A 15,559-nucleotide genomic window follows, 5' to 3' on the forward strand; every position below is an offset into this window, starting at 1 on the left:
ACGCCTTTGCTATTCCGGGCTGCAAAACCCGTATCGCTGAATTTGCAGCGACAACCAGACTCTAGCGTTCACCTTTCGCGCACGCAATATTCTCCCACACCTGAAACATGTAGGAAATATGAGATTTTTTTGCAAACCGCTTCATCTACTAGCAAAATATTGATGAATTGAGCATATAAATAAGAAACAGCCTACACATTCATCTAAAAACAACGACTTAAAATCTGCAAAATTCTTTACCCCAATCAAATACCGCAATATCAGACTGAATATTGAACAAGCACATCGCAATACGAAAATTTTATTGCTTAAAACTTCAAACAGTCTGAACACCTATTTGCTTGTGCATAATCAGGAGTACAACGCAAAGGATGCTCTTCCTTGTCACAGACCTCACCACCCAAGCCCCTACACGATTACTGTAATTTGCACGAAGATGACTTCATACCGCATCCCGTGACGGGCCTTCCAAGCTATGGCTTGATTCCAGGCTATAGCAGTCGAAACCTCACGTTACCGGCGGGCGAAATCTATCTCAGGGTGGGTAAACATGTCGGTGTAAACAAAGGCTTCGGAGTCAATCATATCTGGCAAGGCCACGGGCACGAGCTTCCCAAGTGGGGATGCAAGAGCATTCACGATGTTGCAATGTATGTAGCGACCATCTGTTCGCCGGGCGCACAGATCCTATGTGAGTTTCACCTCACCGCAGACGGTTATCGCCTGACCCTTCTGAAGAGTGCAAAGGGATGTGTGATTCTTTCGCCACAGTTGGACACAGAGGGAAACAACTTCTACTCGGTGGTGACCGCCTACAAACTACACCGTAGTCCTCACGCAACGAAAGTCGGCACTCTGAAAGCAAAAAAGGAGCTCTAAGATGAGCACCTTTTCAAGAAAATAATGAGGGCTGGTAGTCGCAGCGCTTCGCTTAGCACGTCCCCGTGTGACCACGAGAAAGGGGTCGGAAGCCAACCATTGTTGCCGGTTGCCGCTACCACAAGGCCGGCGAGCCTTGCACATCCACAGTATTGAGCCAATGTCGCCGTGATGCTCAATACCCCTGCTCTTTAAGGAGCCCTCGCGAAACATTATCAGTGACGCATCCAAAAAGAGCAACGACCCTATTTGTTTCGTTTGGATTCCAGCAACTGGTCGATCTTGTATCGCCCATCAGGGCGCCATCGCCAGCAGGCCGGCTCAGTAGTAGGTCGCTGCGGGTCCGATCAGCCGGATGCCTCAAACACTGGAAGAACAAGGAGCGTATCAGGGCTTGACCAACAATACAGATGATAAGCATTATCATTAACTTGTCATCGGTCCGGTGCTTCCGTGAGTCAATCCCATTTCAACACTGTCTTCCTCGCCCAGCGTGTCACGCTGCTGCGGACCTTGCAGCGCATGGTCAACAACCCCAGCACCGCCGAGGATCTGCTGCAGGAAACCTACCTGCGGGTCACCCGCGCCCTGAGCGAACACCCGGTGGATCACCTCGAACCCTTCGTGTTCCAGACCGCGCGCAACCTGGCGCTGGATCATCTGCGCGCGCGCCGTATCCAGTCGCGCACCCTGATGGACGATGTGCCGTTGGCTGTGATGCAGAATGTCGCCGCGCCCCTGAGTACGGCGGAAGACGCCGCCCACGCTGAGCAGATACTCCAGCGCCTGAGCGTCAGCCTCGCTCGGTTGAGTGCCCGCCAGCAACGGATTTTCATCCTCAGTCGCCTCCACGGGCGCGGTTACCAGGAGATCGCCGAACAGCTCGACGTGTCCCTGAGCACCGTGCAAAAAGAGCTCAAACTGATCATGGCGATCTGTGTCGAGGTGGCCGAACGATTGGATCGCCCTTAAGCTCCAGACCCGGGTCGCGTGGCAGTCAGCTCAAGAGCCAGCGCTATCGCTCAAAATCATAAGGCCGTTGAACCAAACCGTGGCAACCGTTGCCGAGGAACACCCGTGACAAACAGTCAAGACCCGCGCCCTTCCGCCTCCGGGCAGGTGCCGCACGACCCGGCCATGGATCAGGCACTGGACTGGCTGATCCTGATGGAGTACCCGAGCGCCGAACAACAGGCCGCCTTCGAAGCCTGGTACGCCGCCGACCCGCGCCATGCCCAGGCCTATGCGCGCGCCAGCGACGCCTGGAATGCGCAGCCAGTGTTCGCCGCCGCCCAGGTCCTGCAACAACAGCGGCGCCCGTCACTGTCGCGACGCCTGCGCCCGCACTGGAAACCCCTGGCCAGCGCCGCCGCGCTGCTGATCGCCCTCGGCATCCACGGCAACCTGCCCCTGCGCCTGCAGGCCGATCACCTGACCGTGGCCGGCGAACGCCAGCACCTGCAACTCGAGGATGGCTCGAAGGTCCTGCTCAACACCAACTCGGCATTCTCCAGCCGCTTCAACGAACGCCAACACCAGGCCCGGCTGTACAAGGGCGAGGCATTCTTCGAAGTCGCCGCCGAACGCGAGCTACCGCTGGAAATCGATGCCGGACCGGTCCGCGCCAGCGTCAGCGATACCAGCTTCGCGGTGCGTTACCTCGACGGTGAGGCGCAAGTGCAGGTCCAGCGCGGCGCTGTCGACCTGCGCACCCTCGACGACAGCGCCCGCCTGCGCCTGTCCGCCGGCAACAGTGTACGGGTCGGTCCCCACGGCTTCGGGCGCCCGGAAAAGCTCGATGCGCAGAAGGACCTGGCCTGGGTCCAGGGCCGCCTGGTGTTCGAAAATTGCCCGATGAGCCAGGTGCTGGCCGAACTGCGCCGCTATTACCCCGGCTGGATCATCAACAACAACGAGCACCTGGCCCAAGTCGCCGTTACTGGCAACTACCGCCTGGACAAGCCCCTGGACGTGGTCCGCGCCCTGGCCCAGATCACCTCCGCCAAGGTCTCGGAGTACCCGGCACTGGTGATTCTCAACTGAGAACAGTTATTTTTACGCGATAGCCCTCGGTGATTCGTCTCGTTATATCCAATGCAAGTGATTCTCATTTTGAACCGCTAAGCACCTATAACGATTCGTCCACCCGGGAGCGCTATCGATGCCCACTCGTTTCACCTTCAAGGCCCGCACCGGCGGCCTGCAACAATGCAGCCTGTCCGTGCTCGCCGCCATCCTGTTGGCCGCCGCGCAAGCGACGCCGGTGCTGGCCGCCGGTAGCGCCGAACAACCGGCCAGGAGTCTGGGCAACTACCGTTTCTCGATCGCGCAACAACCCCTGGTGTCGGCGCTCAATGCCTTCACCGCGATCACCGGCTGGCAGGTCGGCTTGCCCGCCGAGCTCGGCCAGGCCGTGGCCTCACCCGGCGTGCAGGGAGCACTGCCGCCGGAAACAGCTTTGGAACGCCTGCTGGTCGGCACCAACCTGAGCTACCGCAAAGTCGGCGACAACAGCATCGTCCTGGAAAAACGCGCCAGCGGCAGCACCCTGAACCTGGAGCAGCTAACCATCAGCGCCACCCGCCAGGAGCAGGACGTCAGCTCGGTGCCCAACACCGTGACGGTGAAGGACCGCCAGCAACTCGACCGCCAGAACGTCAATACCCTCAAGGAACTGGTGCGTGACGAACCCGGCGTCTCGGTGGGCGGCACCGGCCAGCGCGGCGGTGGCATCAACCACTACAACATTCGCGGTATCGACGGCGACCGGATCCTGACCCAGGTCGATGGCGTCGAGATTCCCGACAGTTTCTTCAATGGCCCTTACGCCAGCACCCAGCGCAACTACGTCGACCCGGAAATCGTCAAACGCGTGGAGATCCTCCGTGGTCCAGCGTCTGTGCTTTACGGCAGCAACGCCATCGGCGGCGCCGTGAGCTATTACACCCTCGACCCGGATGACATCATCAAGCCGGGCCAGGACATCGGCGCCCGCCTGAAGAGCGGCTACAGTTCGGCCAACAGCAGTTGGCTGAGCTCGGCCACCGTCGCCGGACGCACGGGCGATGTCGATGGCCTGCTGCACCTGAGCCAACGCAACGGCCGTCAGACCGAGTCCTATGGCGACACTGGCGGCAGCGGCCTGGACCGCACCGCGGCCAATCCGGAGCAGGTCCGGACCACCAACGTGCTGGCCAAACTGGGTTGGAACTACAACGACGACTCACGCCTGGGCCTGACCTACGAGCGCTACAAGGACGATGTCGATACCAACCAGCGCAGCGCCGTGGGCGGTCCGTTCAACGCCGGCCAGCCACTGGGCATGTACCGCTCGCGCACGGGCAACGACACCATCGGCCGCGAACGTTTCGGCATCGAAAACCGCTTCGGTCTGGACAGTGTCGTGGCCGATCACCTCAAGCTGAGCCTGAACTACCAGATCGCGAAAACCGACCAGAGCACCCTGGAAAACTATTTCCCCTTCACCCGTAACGTCCTGCGCCGCCGCGACACGGTCTACGAAGAAAACCAGTGGGTCTTCGATGCCCAGGCCGACAAAGCCTTCAATGTCGGGGAGACCGATCACCTGTTGACCTACGGCACCACGCTCAAGCAACAGAAAGTCAGTGGTTCACGCAGCGGTTCCGCTACCTGCCTGGCCGTGAGCCGGGGTTGTACCGCCGTGGGCGCCGACAGCCCGTCCGACCGTCTGGTCAAGTCCAGCGACTTCCCGGACCCGACGCTCGACAGCTACAGCCTGTTCGCCCAGGACCAGATTGGCTGGAACCGCTGGACCTTCCTGCCGGGCCTGCGCTATGACTACACCCAACTCAAGCCGCGGATCACCCAGGCGTTCCTCAACACCATCGCCGCGGCCGGTGGCGGCACCGTCGACGACGCCAACAAGACCTGGCATCGGATTTCGCCCAAGTTCGGCCTGACCTACGCCCTGAGCGACCAGTACACCTGGTACGGGCAGTACGCCGAAGGTTTCCGCACCCCATCGGCCAAGGCCCTGTACGGTCGTTTCCAGAACCTGAGCACGGGCTATCAGGTTGCGCCCAACCCGAACCTGCAACCGGAAAAGAGCAAAAGCTACGAGACCGGCGTGCGCGGCAAGTTCGAGCACGGCACCTTCGACCTCACGCTGTTCTACAACCAGTATCGCGACTTCATCAACGAGGACGCCATCGCCCCCGGCTACAGCGAGTTGACCTTCCAGAGCAACAACATCAAGCACGCCACCATCAAGGGCGGCGAACTCAAGGGACGCCTCGACCTGGATACCTTCGGCGCACCACCAGGCCTCTACAGCAAGGGCTCCCTGGCCTATGCCCATGGTCGCAACAACGACACCGGCCAACCGCTCAACAGCGTCAACCCATTGACCGCCGTCATGGGCCTGGGCTACGACCAGGACAACTACGGCGGCCTGTTGAGCTGGACGCTGGTGCAGCGCAAGAAGCTGGTGGACAGCAGCAACTTCTTCTCGCCCGACGGCAAGGGCGAGCAGTTCAAGACCCCGAGCTACGGCGTGCTGGACCTGAGCGGCTACTACAAGGTCAGCCAGGATGTCACCGTCAACGCCGGCCTCTACAACCTGACCGACAAGCAGTACTGGAACTGGGATGACGTGCGTGGCTACGACAGCGTCGGCGAAGCCGGTGTGCTGAACCCGGCCAACCTCGAGCGCCTGACCGCGCCGGGGCGCAATTTCTCGGTCAACCTGGTCTGGGACATCTGATCGAACCACCGCTCACCCGGGCGGATTTCACAGCGCCCGGACGAGTGTTTTTACTGTCACGCATCTTCTGATTCGTCCAGTCACACAGCGCCTCTTAATTCTCAAGGACATGGTCATGAGCACTCCGGACAACCGCCAGCAGCCGAGCCTGCGCTCGCAACGCCTGAACCAGATCACCCACGCGCCACATGCCAGGCTCGACCAGTTGGTCAAAGCCCATGCGCCATTTGAAACCCGAGCCGGTTTCGCCCGTTTCGTGGTGGCCCAGTACCTGTTCCAGTCGGAGCTGGTGGCGCTGTACAACGACCCCGAACTGATCGCCATCATCGCGGACCTGCCCGAGCGCTGCCGCGCCGAAGCGGCCAAGGCCGACCTCGCCGACCTCGACACCGAAGTACCGGCGCCGCTGGCCGGTGCCGTGAACAACCCGAGCAAGGCCGAGGCCCTGGGTTGGCTCTTCGTCTCCGAAGGCTCGAAGCTCGGCGCCGCGTTCCTGATCAAGCGCGCGATGGGCCTGGGCCTGGGCGAAAGCTTCGGCGCCCGCCATCTGGGCGAGCCGGCCGGTGGCCGTGCCGAAGGCTGGAAGCGTTTTACCAGGAGCCTCGACGGGCTGGAGCTCAGCGCCGAGGAAGAAGTGGCGGCGGAAAAAGGCGCCATTGATGCGTTCGTGCGCTTCACCGTGTTGCTGGAACAGGCTTACGCCACGGCGCCGGAACCGGTCTGATACAAAATACTGGGGTGAACGGGACCTTGTGGCGAGCGGGCTTGCCCGCGCTGGGGGGCGAAGCGCCCCTGAAACCTGCGTGCACGGTATGTTAAGCAGGCCGAATGCACAGGTTCCACGGCTGCTGTGCAGCCGAGCGCGGGCAAGCCCGCTCGCCACAAATTGAGACCCGGCTCAAGATCACGTAGTACCTGACGAGCCATACAGAACACCAAGACTTGAGCCCATGCTCTCGGCGCACCACAATTGACACCATGACCCAGTCCAGACCCTCCTCATCGAAACTCGCCCGCGTGCTCTTCGGCCTGCTCGCCTACGTCAGCCTGGGCATCGGCCTGATCGCCATCGTCATTCCCGGCCTGCCGACCACCGAGTTCATCCTGCTGGCCGCCTGGGCCGCGACCAAGAGTTCGCCGCGCCTGAGCGCCTGGCTGGAAAACCATCGCCTGTTCGGCCCGATCCTGAGCAACTGGCGCAATGGCAAGATCATCGCCCGCCGGGCCAAGATCAGCGCCACGCTGAGCATGCTGCTCTGTGCCACGCTGATGCTGGTGATGCTCGAACACGGTTGGCCGGTGTACCTGGCCATCGCCGGGATGAGCCTGGGCAATCTGTGGATCTGGTCGCGCCCGGAGCGGCTTGCCGTGCCCGACGCGCCTTGAGGCCCATTCGGCGCTTGCCGCGCTCCGGGGCCGGCGATATTTGTGCTGATGCGCCAATTTGTAGCTACCGTCTTGCCCCCTTGACTCGCAACCGAGTATCTACAGGTCTGTGTCGTGCCCTCGATTTGTGTCCGGCGCGGTCCTGTAGAGCCTGGCTTGTCGGGACGCCGCATCGCAGCGAAGGCGTTCGTGAGCTAAAAGCTTCGCCAAAGCTTGACCCGCAACAGAGTATCTACAGGGACTGCTTGAACCGGCGGTGCGTGTCGCACGATCCGCGGGACGCCCGACATCGACAATCGGCGCTATTTCAGGTGCAATGGCCCTTCTCTCGGAGGGCCTGCGATGACCGATCTACTGACGTCCATTCAAGCCGCACTCGACCTGCCCCTCACGCCCCCGGTCTTCACCGGTAGCGGCGTTTTGCCCTCGGCCTTCGCCGTCACCGAACTGGCCGGCGCCACACTTGCCGCGGCTGGCCAGGCGGTGGCCGAACTGCTGCGGCAACAGAACGGGCAACGTCCCAGCGTCGAAGTCGACCGGCGCCTGGCCTCGCTCTGGTTCGGCACGGCGGTACAGCCGGTGGGCTGGGAAATCCCGCCACCCTGGGACCCGATTGCCGGTGACTACGCCAGCGCCGATGGCTGGATCCGCCTGCACACCAACGCCCCGCACCATCGGCGCGCCGCCGAACGCGTCCTGGGCCTGGCCAGCGATCGCAACACCATGGCCAGCAAGGTTATCCAATGGTCGGCCGGCGAGCTGGAACAGGCCGTGGTCGAGGCCGGTGGCTGCGCCGCGCAAATGCGTGCATGGCCGGCCTGGAAGGAGCATCCGCAAGGGCTGGCGGTGAATGCCGAAGCACTGATCCAGCGAACCACGAACGACAGCCATGGCCCACGGATCTGGCTGGGCTGCGAGGCGCGCCCACTGGCGGGCATCAAGGTCCTCGACCTGACCCGCATCCTCGCCGGCCCCGTGGCCAGCCGCTTGCTCGCCGGGCTGGGCGCCGAGGTGCTGCGCATCGACCCGCCGACCTGGGACGAACCCGCCCTGGCCCCGGATGTGACCCTGGGCAAGCGCTGTGCCCGCCTGAACCTGCATGACGCCGCTGACCGCGAGGTTTTCGAAGGCTTGCTGGGCGGCGCCGACATCCTCCTGCACGGCTACCGCGCCGATGCGCTGGACGGACTCGGCTACGATGCCCGGCGACGCCAGCGCCTGGCCCCCGGACTGATCGATGTGAGCCTGAACGCCTACGGCTGGAGCGGCCCGTGGCGCAATCGCCGGGGTTTCGACAGCCTGGTACAGATGAGCTGCGGCATCGCCCAGGCCGGCATGCTCTGGAAACAGGCGGACAAACCCACCCCGCTACCGGTGCAGGCGCTGGACCATGGCAGCGGTTACCTGATGGCCGCCGCGGCGATCCGCGCGCTGAGCGAACGCCTGCACAGCGGACTGGGGGGCTCGGCGCGCTTGTCACTGGCCCGTACGGCGAAGTTGTTGGTGGAACAGGGTGCGGTCAATGGGACCGAGCCTCTGTCAGCCACCGGGACACCAGACTGGAATCCAGTGCTGGAACAGACCTCCTGGGGTCCGGCACGACGTTTGCTGTCGCCGCTGAAGATCGGGACGCTGCCCTTGCAGTGGGCTTTGCCGGCCACGAAGCTGGGGGCTCATCCGCCACAGTGGTGGTGAGTCCAGGATCACCGGGGCGCCGTTTGCGTATCGTCCGTAACCGTTCTGGAACGGGCCCCTTCGCGCGTTGCCAGTCCATCCCCGTCACAGGCTCACGGCATGCTTCAACGCTCGAATGTGCCGGTGATCTGATCTAAATCATTTTCCGATTCGGCCCCTGACCTACCCTGTAGCCTCACTTCTGCCGGATTGGAGCCCTGCAATGCCTGAGCTTCCTGGAAAACCACGATCAGGCGCGCGAGTCGCTCGTGCCCGAATGGTTTCCCACGGCCCGCACAATGGCTTCCCGTCCCTGTAACACCCCGTTTGTTCCGCTCTCTGGAGGATCTGCAATGACCACGGAAAAAGTGAAATACGGCGTTCATTCCGAAGCCGGCAAGCTGCGCAAGGTGCTGGTCTGCTCACCGGGCCTGGCGCACCAGCGGCTGACCCCGAACAACTGTGACGAACTGCTGTTCGACGATGTGATCTGGGTAGCCCAGGCCAAGCGCGATCACTTCGACTTCGTCACCAAGATGCGCGAACGCGATATCGACGTGCTGGAAATGCACAACCTGCTGACCGACATCGTCGGCCAGAAGGAAGCCCTGGACTGGATCCTCGAGCGCAAGATCACCGCCAACCAGGTCGGCCTGGGACTGGTCCATGAGGTCGACTCGTGGCTGCGCAGCCTGGAGCCACGCAAAATCGCCGAGTTCCTGATCGGCGGCGTTTCGGCCGATGACCTGCCCAACAGCTTCGGTGGCAAGACCATCGAGATGTTTCGCGACTTCCTCGGCCACTCCAGCTTTATCCTGCCACCGCTACCCAATACCCAGTTCACCCGCGACACCACCTGCTGGATCTTTGGCGGCGTGACACTCAACCCGATGTACTGGCCGGCGCGACGCCAGGAAACCCTGTTGGCCAGCGCCATCTACAAGTTCCACCCGGAATTCGTCAACGCCGACTTCCAGGTCTGGTACGGCGACCCGGACCAGGAGCACGGCAATGCCACCCTCGAAGGCGGCGACGTGATGCCCCTGGGCAACGGCGTGGTGCTGATCGGCATGGGCGAGCGCTCCTCGCGCCAGGCCATCGGCCAACTGGCGCTGAACCTGTTCAAGCACAACGCGGTGGAGCGGGTGATCGTCGCCGGCCTGCCGAAGTCCCGCGCGGCCATGCACCTGGATACCGTATTCAGTTTCTGCGACCGCGACCTGGTGACCATCTTCCCGGAAGTGGTGAGCCAGATCGTCGCCTTCAGCCTGCGACCCGACGAAAGCAAGCCCGGTGGCATCGACGTGCGCCGTGAAGAAAGCAGTTTCCTCGACACCGTCGCCAAGGCCCTCAACCTCAAGGCCCTGCGCGTGGTGGAAACCGGCGGCAACAGCTTCGCCGCCGAGCGTGAACAGTGGGACGACGGCAACAACGTGGTGGCCGTGGAGCCCGGGGTGGTGATCGGTTACGACCGCAACACCTACACCAACACCTTGCTGCGCAAGGCCGGCGTGGAAGTCATCACCATCAGTGCCAGCGAACTGGGCCGTGGTCGTGGCGGCGGCCATTGCATGACCTGCCCGATCATTCGCGACCCGATCGATTACTAACCAATATTCAAACCTGCCCTTGCCCCCACGAAGGGTCACGGTCGGATGCATGGCCCCTGTAGGAGCAGGGCTTGCCCGCGAAGCTTCTGGCGGTCTTGAGGACGCCTTCGCGGGCAAGCCCTGCTCCTACAGGACGGCGGCATCCGGTCGGCTCGGGACAGGCGGATAACCAACACCCCAGGAGATCCACACATGGCTTTCAATATGCGCAACCGCAGCCTGCTGAGTTTGATGCACCATACCAACCGCGAGCTGCACTATCTGCTCGACCTGTCGCGCGACCTCAAGCGTGCCAAGTACACCGGCACCGAGCAACAGCATCTCAAGGGCAAGAACATCGCCCTGATCTTCGAAAAAACCTCGACCCGCACCCGCTGCGCCTTCGAAGTCGCGGCCCATGACCAGGGCGCCCACGTCACCTATATCGATCCGGTGTCGTCGCAGATCGGCCACAAGGAGAGCATGAAGGACACTGCCCGCGTGCTCGGGCGGATGTTCGACGCCATCGAGTACCGTGGCTTCGAACAGGAAATCGTCGAGGAACTGGCGAAGTTCGCCGGCGTGCCGGTGTTCAACGGCCTGACCGCCGAATTCCATCCGACGCAGATGATCGCCGACACCCTGACCATGCGTGAGCACAGCGACAAACCGCTGCATGACATCAGCTACGCCTACCTGGGCGATGCGCGCTACAACATGGGCAACTCGCTGCTGATGATCGGTGCCAAGCTCGGCATGGACGTGCGCATCGGCGCGCCGAAGGCCCTCTGGCCCCATGAAGACTTCATCGCCCAGTGCCAGGCGTTTGCCGAGGAAAGCGGCGCGCGCATCACCATCACCGAAGACCCGAAGGAAGCGGTCAAGGGCGTGGACTTCATCCATACCGATATCTGGGTGTCCATGGGCGAGCCGGTGGAGGCCTGGGACGAGCGCATCGAGCAACTGCTGCCGTATCAGGTCAACGCGAAAATGATGAAGGCCGCGGGCAATCCCCGGGTCAAGTTCATGCACTGCCTGCCGGCCTTCCACAACAGCGAAACCAAGGTCGGCAAGGACATCGCGAGCCGCTACCCGCATCTGGCCAACGGGGTTGAAGTGACCGAGGAGGTGTTCGAGTCGCCGGCCAACATCGCTTTCGAGCAGGCGGAAAACCGCATGCACACGATCAAGGCGATCCTGGTGTCGGCGCTGGCGGATATCTGACGAACCAACCTCAACCGCGTATATGTGATGAACGGCTTTTTGTGGCGAGCGGGCCTGCCCGCGCTGGGGTGCGAAGCGCCCCTGAAACCTGGCAACTCGCTGCACCTGATAAACCGATGTTGCAGGTTTTGCGACTGCTTCGCCGCCGAACGGGGGCAAGCCCCCCTCGCCACAAGGTCAAGTGCCACAAGGTTCGATCGCTCTCGTTTACTTTGGAAGGACAGTACCCATGCGTATCGTCGTAGCCCTGGGCGGTAACGCCCTCCTGCGTCGTGGCGAACCCATGACCGCGGACAATCAACGCGCCAATATCCGTATCGCCACCGAACAGATTGCCAGGATCCATCGTGGCAACCAGTTGGTCATCGCCCATGGCAACGGCCCGCAGGTCGGCCTGCTATCGTTGCAGGCCGCCGCCTACACTACGGTGGCAGCCTACCCGCTGGACGTACTCGGCGCCGAAACCGAAGGCATGATCGGCTACATCATCGAACAGGAATTGGGCAACCTGCTGGATTTCGAGGTGCCCTTCGCCACCTTGCTCACCCAGGTCGAAGTCGACCCCAAGGACCCGGCCTTCCAGCACCCGAGCAAACCCATCGGCCCGGTGTATAGCGAGGCCGAAGCGCAAAGACTGGCCGCGGAAAAAGGCTGGAGCATCGCCGCCGACGGCGACAAATTCCGGCGCGTGGTCGCCAGCCCGAAACCCAAGCGCATCTTCGAAATCCGTCCGATCAAATGGTTGCTGGACAAGGGCAGTATCGTGATCTGTGCCGGCGGTGGCGGCATCCCGACCATGTATGGGGAAGATGGCAAGCTCCAGGGTATCGAGGCGGTGATCGACAAGGACCTGTGCTCGGCGCTGCTGGCCGAACAGTTGGACGCCGACCTGCTGGTGATCGCCACGGACGTCAATGCGGCCTTTGTCGACTGGGGCCAACCGAGCCAGAAAGCCATTATCCAGGCCCATCCCGACGACCTTGAGAAACTCGGTTTCGCCGCCGGTTCCATGGGCCCGAAAGTCCAGGCCGCGTGCGCGTTCGCCAGGCACACCGGCAAGGTCGCGGTGATCGGTTCACTGGCGGATATCGAGGCGATAGTCCAAGGTAAGGCGGGTACCCGGATCAGCACGGCACAACCCGGCATCACTTATTCATGAGAACCATCGGGCAGGCCCGTGGTCTGCCCTACTTCATGCTTTGAAGGAGAACACCATGGCCACATTCGATCCCGGTCATCTGCATATTCAGCGTGTGGCCTTGCAACCCGGCGATTTCAGCTACGACCTCAGGATCGACTATGAGGTGGTGCAGGACCCGAAGGAAGGCACGGCCATGCAGTTCACCCTGCACGGCGACATCAACGGCCGAGCATTCAGCGAAGTGTTCACCCTGCCCAGGGACCTGGCGTTCAACTTCGCCGGCGAAGCCTTCCATATCGCAGTGAAGCACGGCATGCCGAAAAGTGCCGACCTGCGCACCATGCATGGCCACTACGACCGGATGTTCGAAGACGTTCGTGCAAAACTCCATGCCCAATCCGGTGAGCCGGTGAAACCCGAGCATCTTGGATAACGCCCCCACGCTCAATGCCGACAGGTAAAGTCCCTCGCGGCACGCTGGATTTCACCAAAGTCCTCGTGCCAAGGCATAATTGCCGCCCTCGCGCCCGGAACTCCGAACCACCCCATGCGTATCCACGTCAGTTTTATCGACCGCGTCGGCATCACCCAGGAAGTTCTGGCCCTGCTCGGTGGACGCAATCTCAACCTGGACGCGGTGGAGATGGTCCCGCCCAACGTCTATATCGACGCCCCGACCCTCAGCCCGCAAGTGCTCGAGGAGTTGCGCGACGCCCTGTTCAGCGTCCACGGCGTGCAGGCGGTGACCGTGGTCGACATCCTCCCGGGACAACGCCGGCACCTGCAACTCGACGCCCTGCTCGCGGCCATGACCGACCCGGTGCTGGCCCTGGACAGCGCTGGCCATGTGCTGCTGGCCAACCCGGCGCTGGTCGCCCTGTACGGTCGCGAGCCGGCCGGCGAAAGCATCGCGGAACTGTTTGCCGATCCCGGCCTGCTGGATGCCTTGCTGGAAAACGGCTTTCGCCTGCCGCTGCGGGAAATCACCGTCAACGGCCAGACCCTGTTGCTCGATGCCACGCCGATCACCGATGCCGGTGCGCTACTGACACTCTATCAACCCAACCGCATCGGCGAGCGTCTGTCGGCCCTGCACCACGACCATGCCGAAGGCTTCGACTCGCTGCTCGGCGAGTCTCCGGCGATCCGCACCCTCAAGGCTCGCGCCCAGCGGGTCGCGGCCCTCGACGCACCGCTGCTGATCCAGGGTGAAACCGGTACTGGCAAGGAACTGGTGGCGCGGGCCTGCCATGCCATCAGCACGCGCCACGGCGCGCCGTTCCTGGCCCTGAATTGCGCGGCCCTGCCGGAGAACCTCGCCGAGAGCGAACTGTTCGGCTATGCCCCCGGCGCTTTTACCGGCGCCCAGCGTGGCGGCAAGCCGGGGCTGATGGAACTGGCGAACCAGGGCACGGTGTTTCTCGACGAAATCGGCGAAATGTCGCCGTACCTGCAGGCCAAGCTGCTGCGTTTTCTCAATGACGGCAGTTTCCGCCGCGTCGGAGGCGATCGCGAGGTCAAGGTCAACGTACGGATTCTCAGCGCCACCCACCGCAACCTGGAGAAGATGGTCAGCGAAGGCAGCTTTCGCGAAGACCTGTTCTACCGGCTGAACGTACTCAATGTCGAGGTTCCGCCGCTACGCGAACGTGGCCAGGACATTCTGTTGCTGGCGCGCTACTTCATGCAGCAAGCCTGCGCGCAGATCCAGCGCCCGGTCTGCCGGCTGGCGCCCGGGACCTATCCGGCGCTGCTGGAAAACCGCTGGCCGGGCAACGTGCGGCAGTTGCAGAACGTGATCTTCCGGGCGGCGGCGATTTGCGAGAGCAGCGTGGTGGACATCGGCGACCTGGATATAGCCGGGACCTCGGTGGCGCGCCAGAGCGATCCCGAGATCGACAGCCTGGAACAGGCGGTCGAGGATTTCGAGAAAAGTCTGCTGGAAAAGCTCTACGCGCAGTATCCCTCGACCCGGCAACTGGCCAGTCGCCTGCAGACCTCCCATACGGCCATTGCCCACCGGCTGCGCAAATACGGCATTCCCGGCAAGCCCTGAGCGCCCGCGCCCGCCTGGCTGCTACAAGGTGATGCCGTAGGCCAAACCTGTGCTCGACAACAGACTGTAGGAGCAGGGCTTGTCGGGACGCCGCAACGCAACGAAGAGGCCCTTGAGATCGCTAAAAGCTTCGCGGCCAAGCCCTGCTACAGGGATCGCGTCGTCCGGCAAGGGTCTGCTCCCACCGGACAGCGCCAAAAACGACCTCCATCTGTACTGAAAGCGCTACAGCGGAACGATTTCGATACACCTCAAGCCAACCCCCATCCGACAAGGCTTTGATCCTGTTGGGCTTTTTTTCACCGCCCCAACCGTAGCGTTTTCGCTACAGCCAGGTATTCACCCAGCGCGCAAAAAAACCTCAAGCCCTTGATTTACAAGCCTTGTGCACTATTGGCCACAAACTTGCTAAGGGAATCCCATTCAGCGGGACGTCGATCCCGTATCCCCTGCGTCCACCCGACGAGTCTGGCCCCTTAGGAGTTTCCATGAGCGAGTTGCGTTTTACTGAAGACCACGAATGGCTGCGTAGCGAAGCCGATGGCACTGTCACGGTCGGCATCACGGCTTTCGCCCAGGACGCCCTGGGCGACGTGGTGTTTGTGCAACTGCCGGAACTGCAGCACTACGACAAAGGCGCCGAAGCCGCCACCGTGGAGTCAGTAAAAGCCGCCAGCGGCGTGTACATGCCGCTGGACGGTGAAGTGCTCGAGTTCAACCCGGCGCTGGCGGACACCCCCGAGTTGGTCAACGACGATCCACTGGGTGCCGGCTGGTTTTTCCGCTTCCAGCCAACCGATGCCTCGGCAATCGCTAGACTGCTGGATCAGGACGCCTACGACCGCCTGATCAAAGACAACGCCTGA

General features: G+C 62.3%; 13 protein-coding genes. All 13 read left to right on the forward strand.

The features are described 5' to 3' along the window. The first annotated feature begins 426 nt into the window (after positions 1-426). The 13 genes from PFEN_RS13625 to gcvH all read left to right on the forward strand — a co-directional run bounded on the left by PFEN_RS13625 (position 427) and on the right by gcvH (position 15,559). Positions 427-879, forward strand: a complete 453-nt coding sequence (locus PFEN_RS13625) for a hypothetical protein (RefSeq protein WP_224770957.1) — start codon at positions 427-429, stop codon at positions 877-879. Positions 880-1,332: 453 nt separating this feature from the next. Then, positions 1,333-1,851 (forward strand): RNA polymerase sigma factor, encoded by a 519-nt coding sequence (locus PFEN_RS13630; RefSeq protein WP_191487338.1) that lies wholly within the window; start codon positions 1,333-1,335, stop codon positions 1,849-1,851. Positions 1,852-1,956: 105 nt separating this feature from the next. Beyond that, positions 1,957-2,922 (forward strand): FecR family protein, encoded by a 966-nt coding sequence (locus tag PFEN_RS13635; RefSeq protein ID WP_412071433.1) that lies wholly within the window; start codon positions 1,957-1,959, stop codon positions 2,920-2,922. Between the two features lie 118 nt (positions 2,923-3,040). Next, positions 3,041-5,623, forward strand: a complete 2,583-nt coding sequence (locus tag PFEN_RS13640; protein ID WP_191487339.1) for a TonB-dependent receptor — start codon at positions 3,041-3,043, stop codon at positions 5,621-5,623. 115 nt (positions 5,624-5,738) lie between these two features. After that, positions 5,739-6,347, forward strand: a complete 609-nt coding sequence (locus tag PFEN_RS13645; protein WP_191487340.1) for a biliverdin-producing heme oxygenase — start codon at positions 5,739-5,741, stop codon at positions 6,345-6,347. A gap of 254 nt (positions 6,348-6,601) precedes the next feature. Next, a complete protein-coding gene (locus tag PFEN_RS13650) occupies positions 6,602-7,009 on the forward strand; it encodes a YbaN family protein (protein ID WP_191487341.1) in 408 nt (135 codons plus the stop codon). A gap of 342 nt (positions 7,010-7,351) precedes the next feature. Further along, on the forward strand, positions 7,352-8,704 hold the full coding sequence (locus tag PFEN_RS13655; RefSeq protein WP_191487342.1) for a CoA transferase: 1,353 nt from the start codon (positions 7,352-7,354) through the stop codon (positions 8,702-8,704). 332 nt (positions 8,705-9,036) lie between these two features. After that, entirely contained in the window at positions 9,037-10,293 is a 1,257-nt protein-coding gene (arcA, locus tag PFEN_RS13660; protein WP_191487343.1) for an arginine deiminase, read from the forward strand. A gap of 192 nt (positions 10,294-10,485) precedes the next feature. Further along, entirely contained in the window at positions 10,486-11,496 is a 1,011-nt protein-coding gene (locus tag PFEN_RS13665; RefSeq protein WP_191487344.1) for an ornithine carbamoyltransferase, read from the forward strand. A 229-nt stretch (positions 11,497-11,725) separates the two neighbouring features. Then, complete coding sequence (arcC, locus tag PFEN_RS13670) at positions 11,726-12,655, forward strand: carbamate kinase (RefSeq protein WP_191487345.1); 930 nt, start codon at positions 11,726-11,728, stop codon at positions 12,653-12,655. Positions 12,656-12,710: 55 nt separating this feature from the next. Further along, positions 12,711-13,070: a DUF5064 family protein gene (locus PFEN_RS13675; protein WP_191487346.1), complete on the forward strand. Its 360-nt coding sequence runs from the start codon at positions 12,711-12,713 to the stop codon at positions 13,068-13,070. Between the two features lie 114 nt (positions 13,071-13,184). Continuing rightward, the gene (locus tag PFEN_RS13680) at positions 13,185-14,693 is read left to right on the forward strand and encodes a sigma-54-dependent transcriptional regulator (RefSeq protein ID WP_191487347.1); all 1,509 of its coding nucleotides are present in this window, start codon (positions 13,185-13,187) and stop codon (positions 14,691-14,693) included. Positions 14,694-15,181: 488 nt separating this feature from the next. Beyond that, entirely contained in the window at positions 15,182-15,559 is a 378-nt protein-coding gene (gene gcvH, locus PFEN_RS13685) for a glycine cleavage system protein GcvH (protein ID WP_191487348.1), read from the forward strand.

It is taken from the genome of Pseudomonas sp. FEN (assembly GCF_904067045.1).
GTDB lineage: Bacteria > Pseudomonadota > Gammaproteobacteria > Pseudomonadales > Pseudomonadaceae > Aquipseudomonas.

What these genes read in the sequence shown, in the direction of transcription:
- PFEN_RS13640 (WP_191487339.1), top strand. Translation starts at nt 3,041, where the DNA reads ATGCCCACTCGTTTCACCTTCAAGGCCCGCACCGGCGGCCTGCAACAA.
- PFEN_RS13645 (WP_191487340.1), top strand. Translation starts at nt 5,739, where the DNA reads ATGAGCACTCCGGACAACCGCCAGCAGCCGAGCCTGCGCTCGCAACGC.
- PFEN_RS13650 (WP_191487341.1), top strand. Translation starts at nt 6,602, where the DNA reads ATGACCCAGTCCAGACCCTCCTCATCGAAACTCGCCCGCGTGCTCTTC.
- PFEN_RS13655 (WP_191487342.1), top strand. Translation starts at nt 7,352, where the DNA reads ATGACCGATCTACTGACGTCCATTCAAGCCGCACTCGACCTGCCCCTC.
- arcA (WP_191487343.1), top strand. Translation starts at nt 9,037, where the DNA reads ATGACCACGGAAAAAGTGAAATACGGCGTTCATTCCGAAGCCGGCAAG.
- PFEN_RS13665 (WP_191487344.1), top strand. Translation starts at nt 10,486, where the DNA reads ATGGCTTTCAATATGCGCAACCGCAGCCTGCTGAGTTTGATGCACCAT.
- arcC (WP_191487345.1), top strand. Translation starts at nt 11,726, where the DNA reads ATGCGTATCGTCGTAGCCCTGGGCGGTAACGCCCTCCTGCGTCGTGGC.
- PFEN_RS13675 (WP_191487346.1), top strand. Translation starts at nt 12,711, where the DNA reads ATGGCCACATTCGATCCCGGTCATCTGCATATTCAGCGTGTGGCCTTG.
- PFEN_RS13680 (WP_191487347.1), top strand. Translation starts at nt 13,185, where the DNA reads ATGCGTATCCACGTCAGTTTTATCGACCGCGTCGGCATCACCCAGGAA.
- gcvH (WP_191487348.1), top strand. Translation starts at nt 15,182, where the DNA reads ATGAGCGAGTTGCGTTTTACTGAAGACCACGAATGGCTGCGTAGCGAA.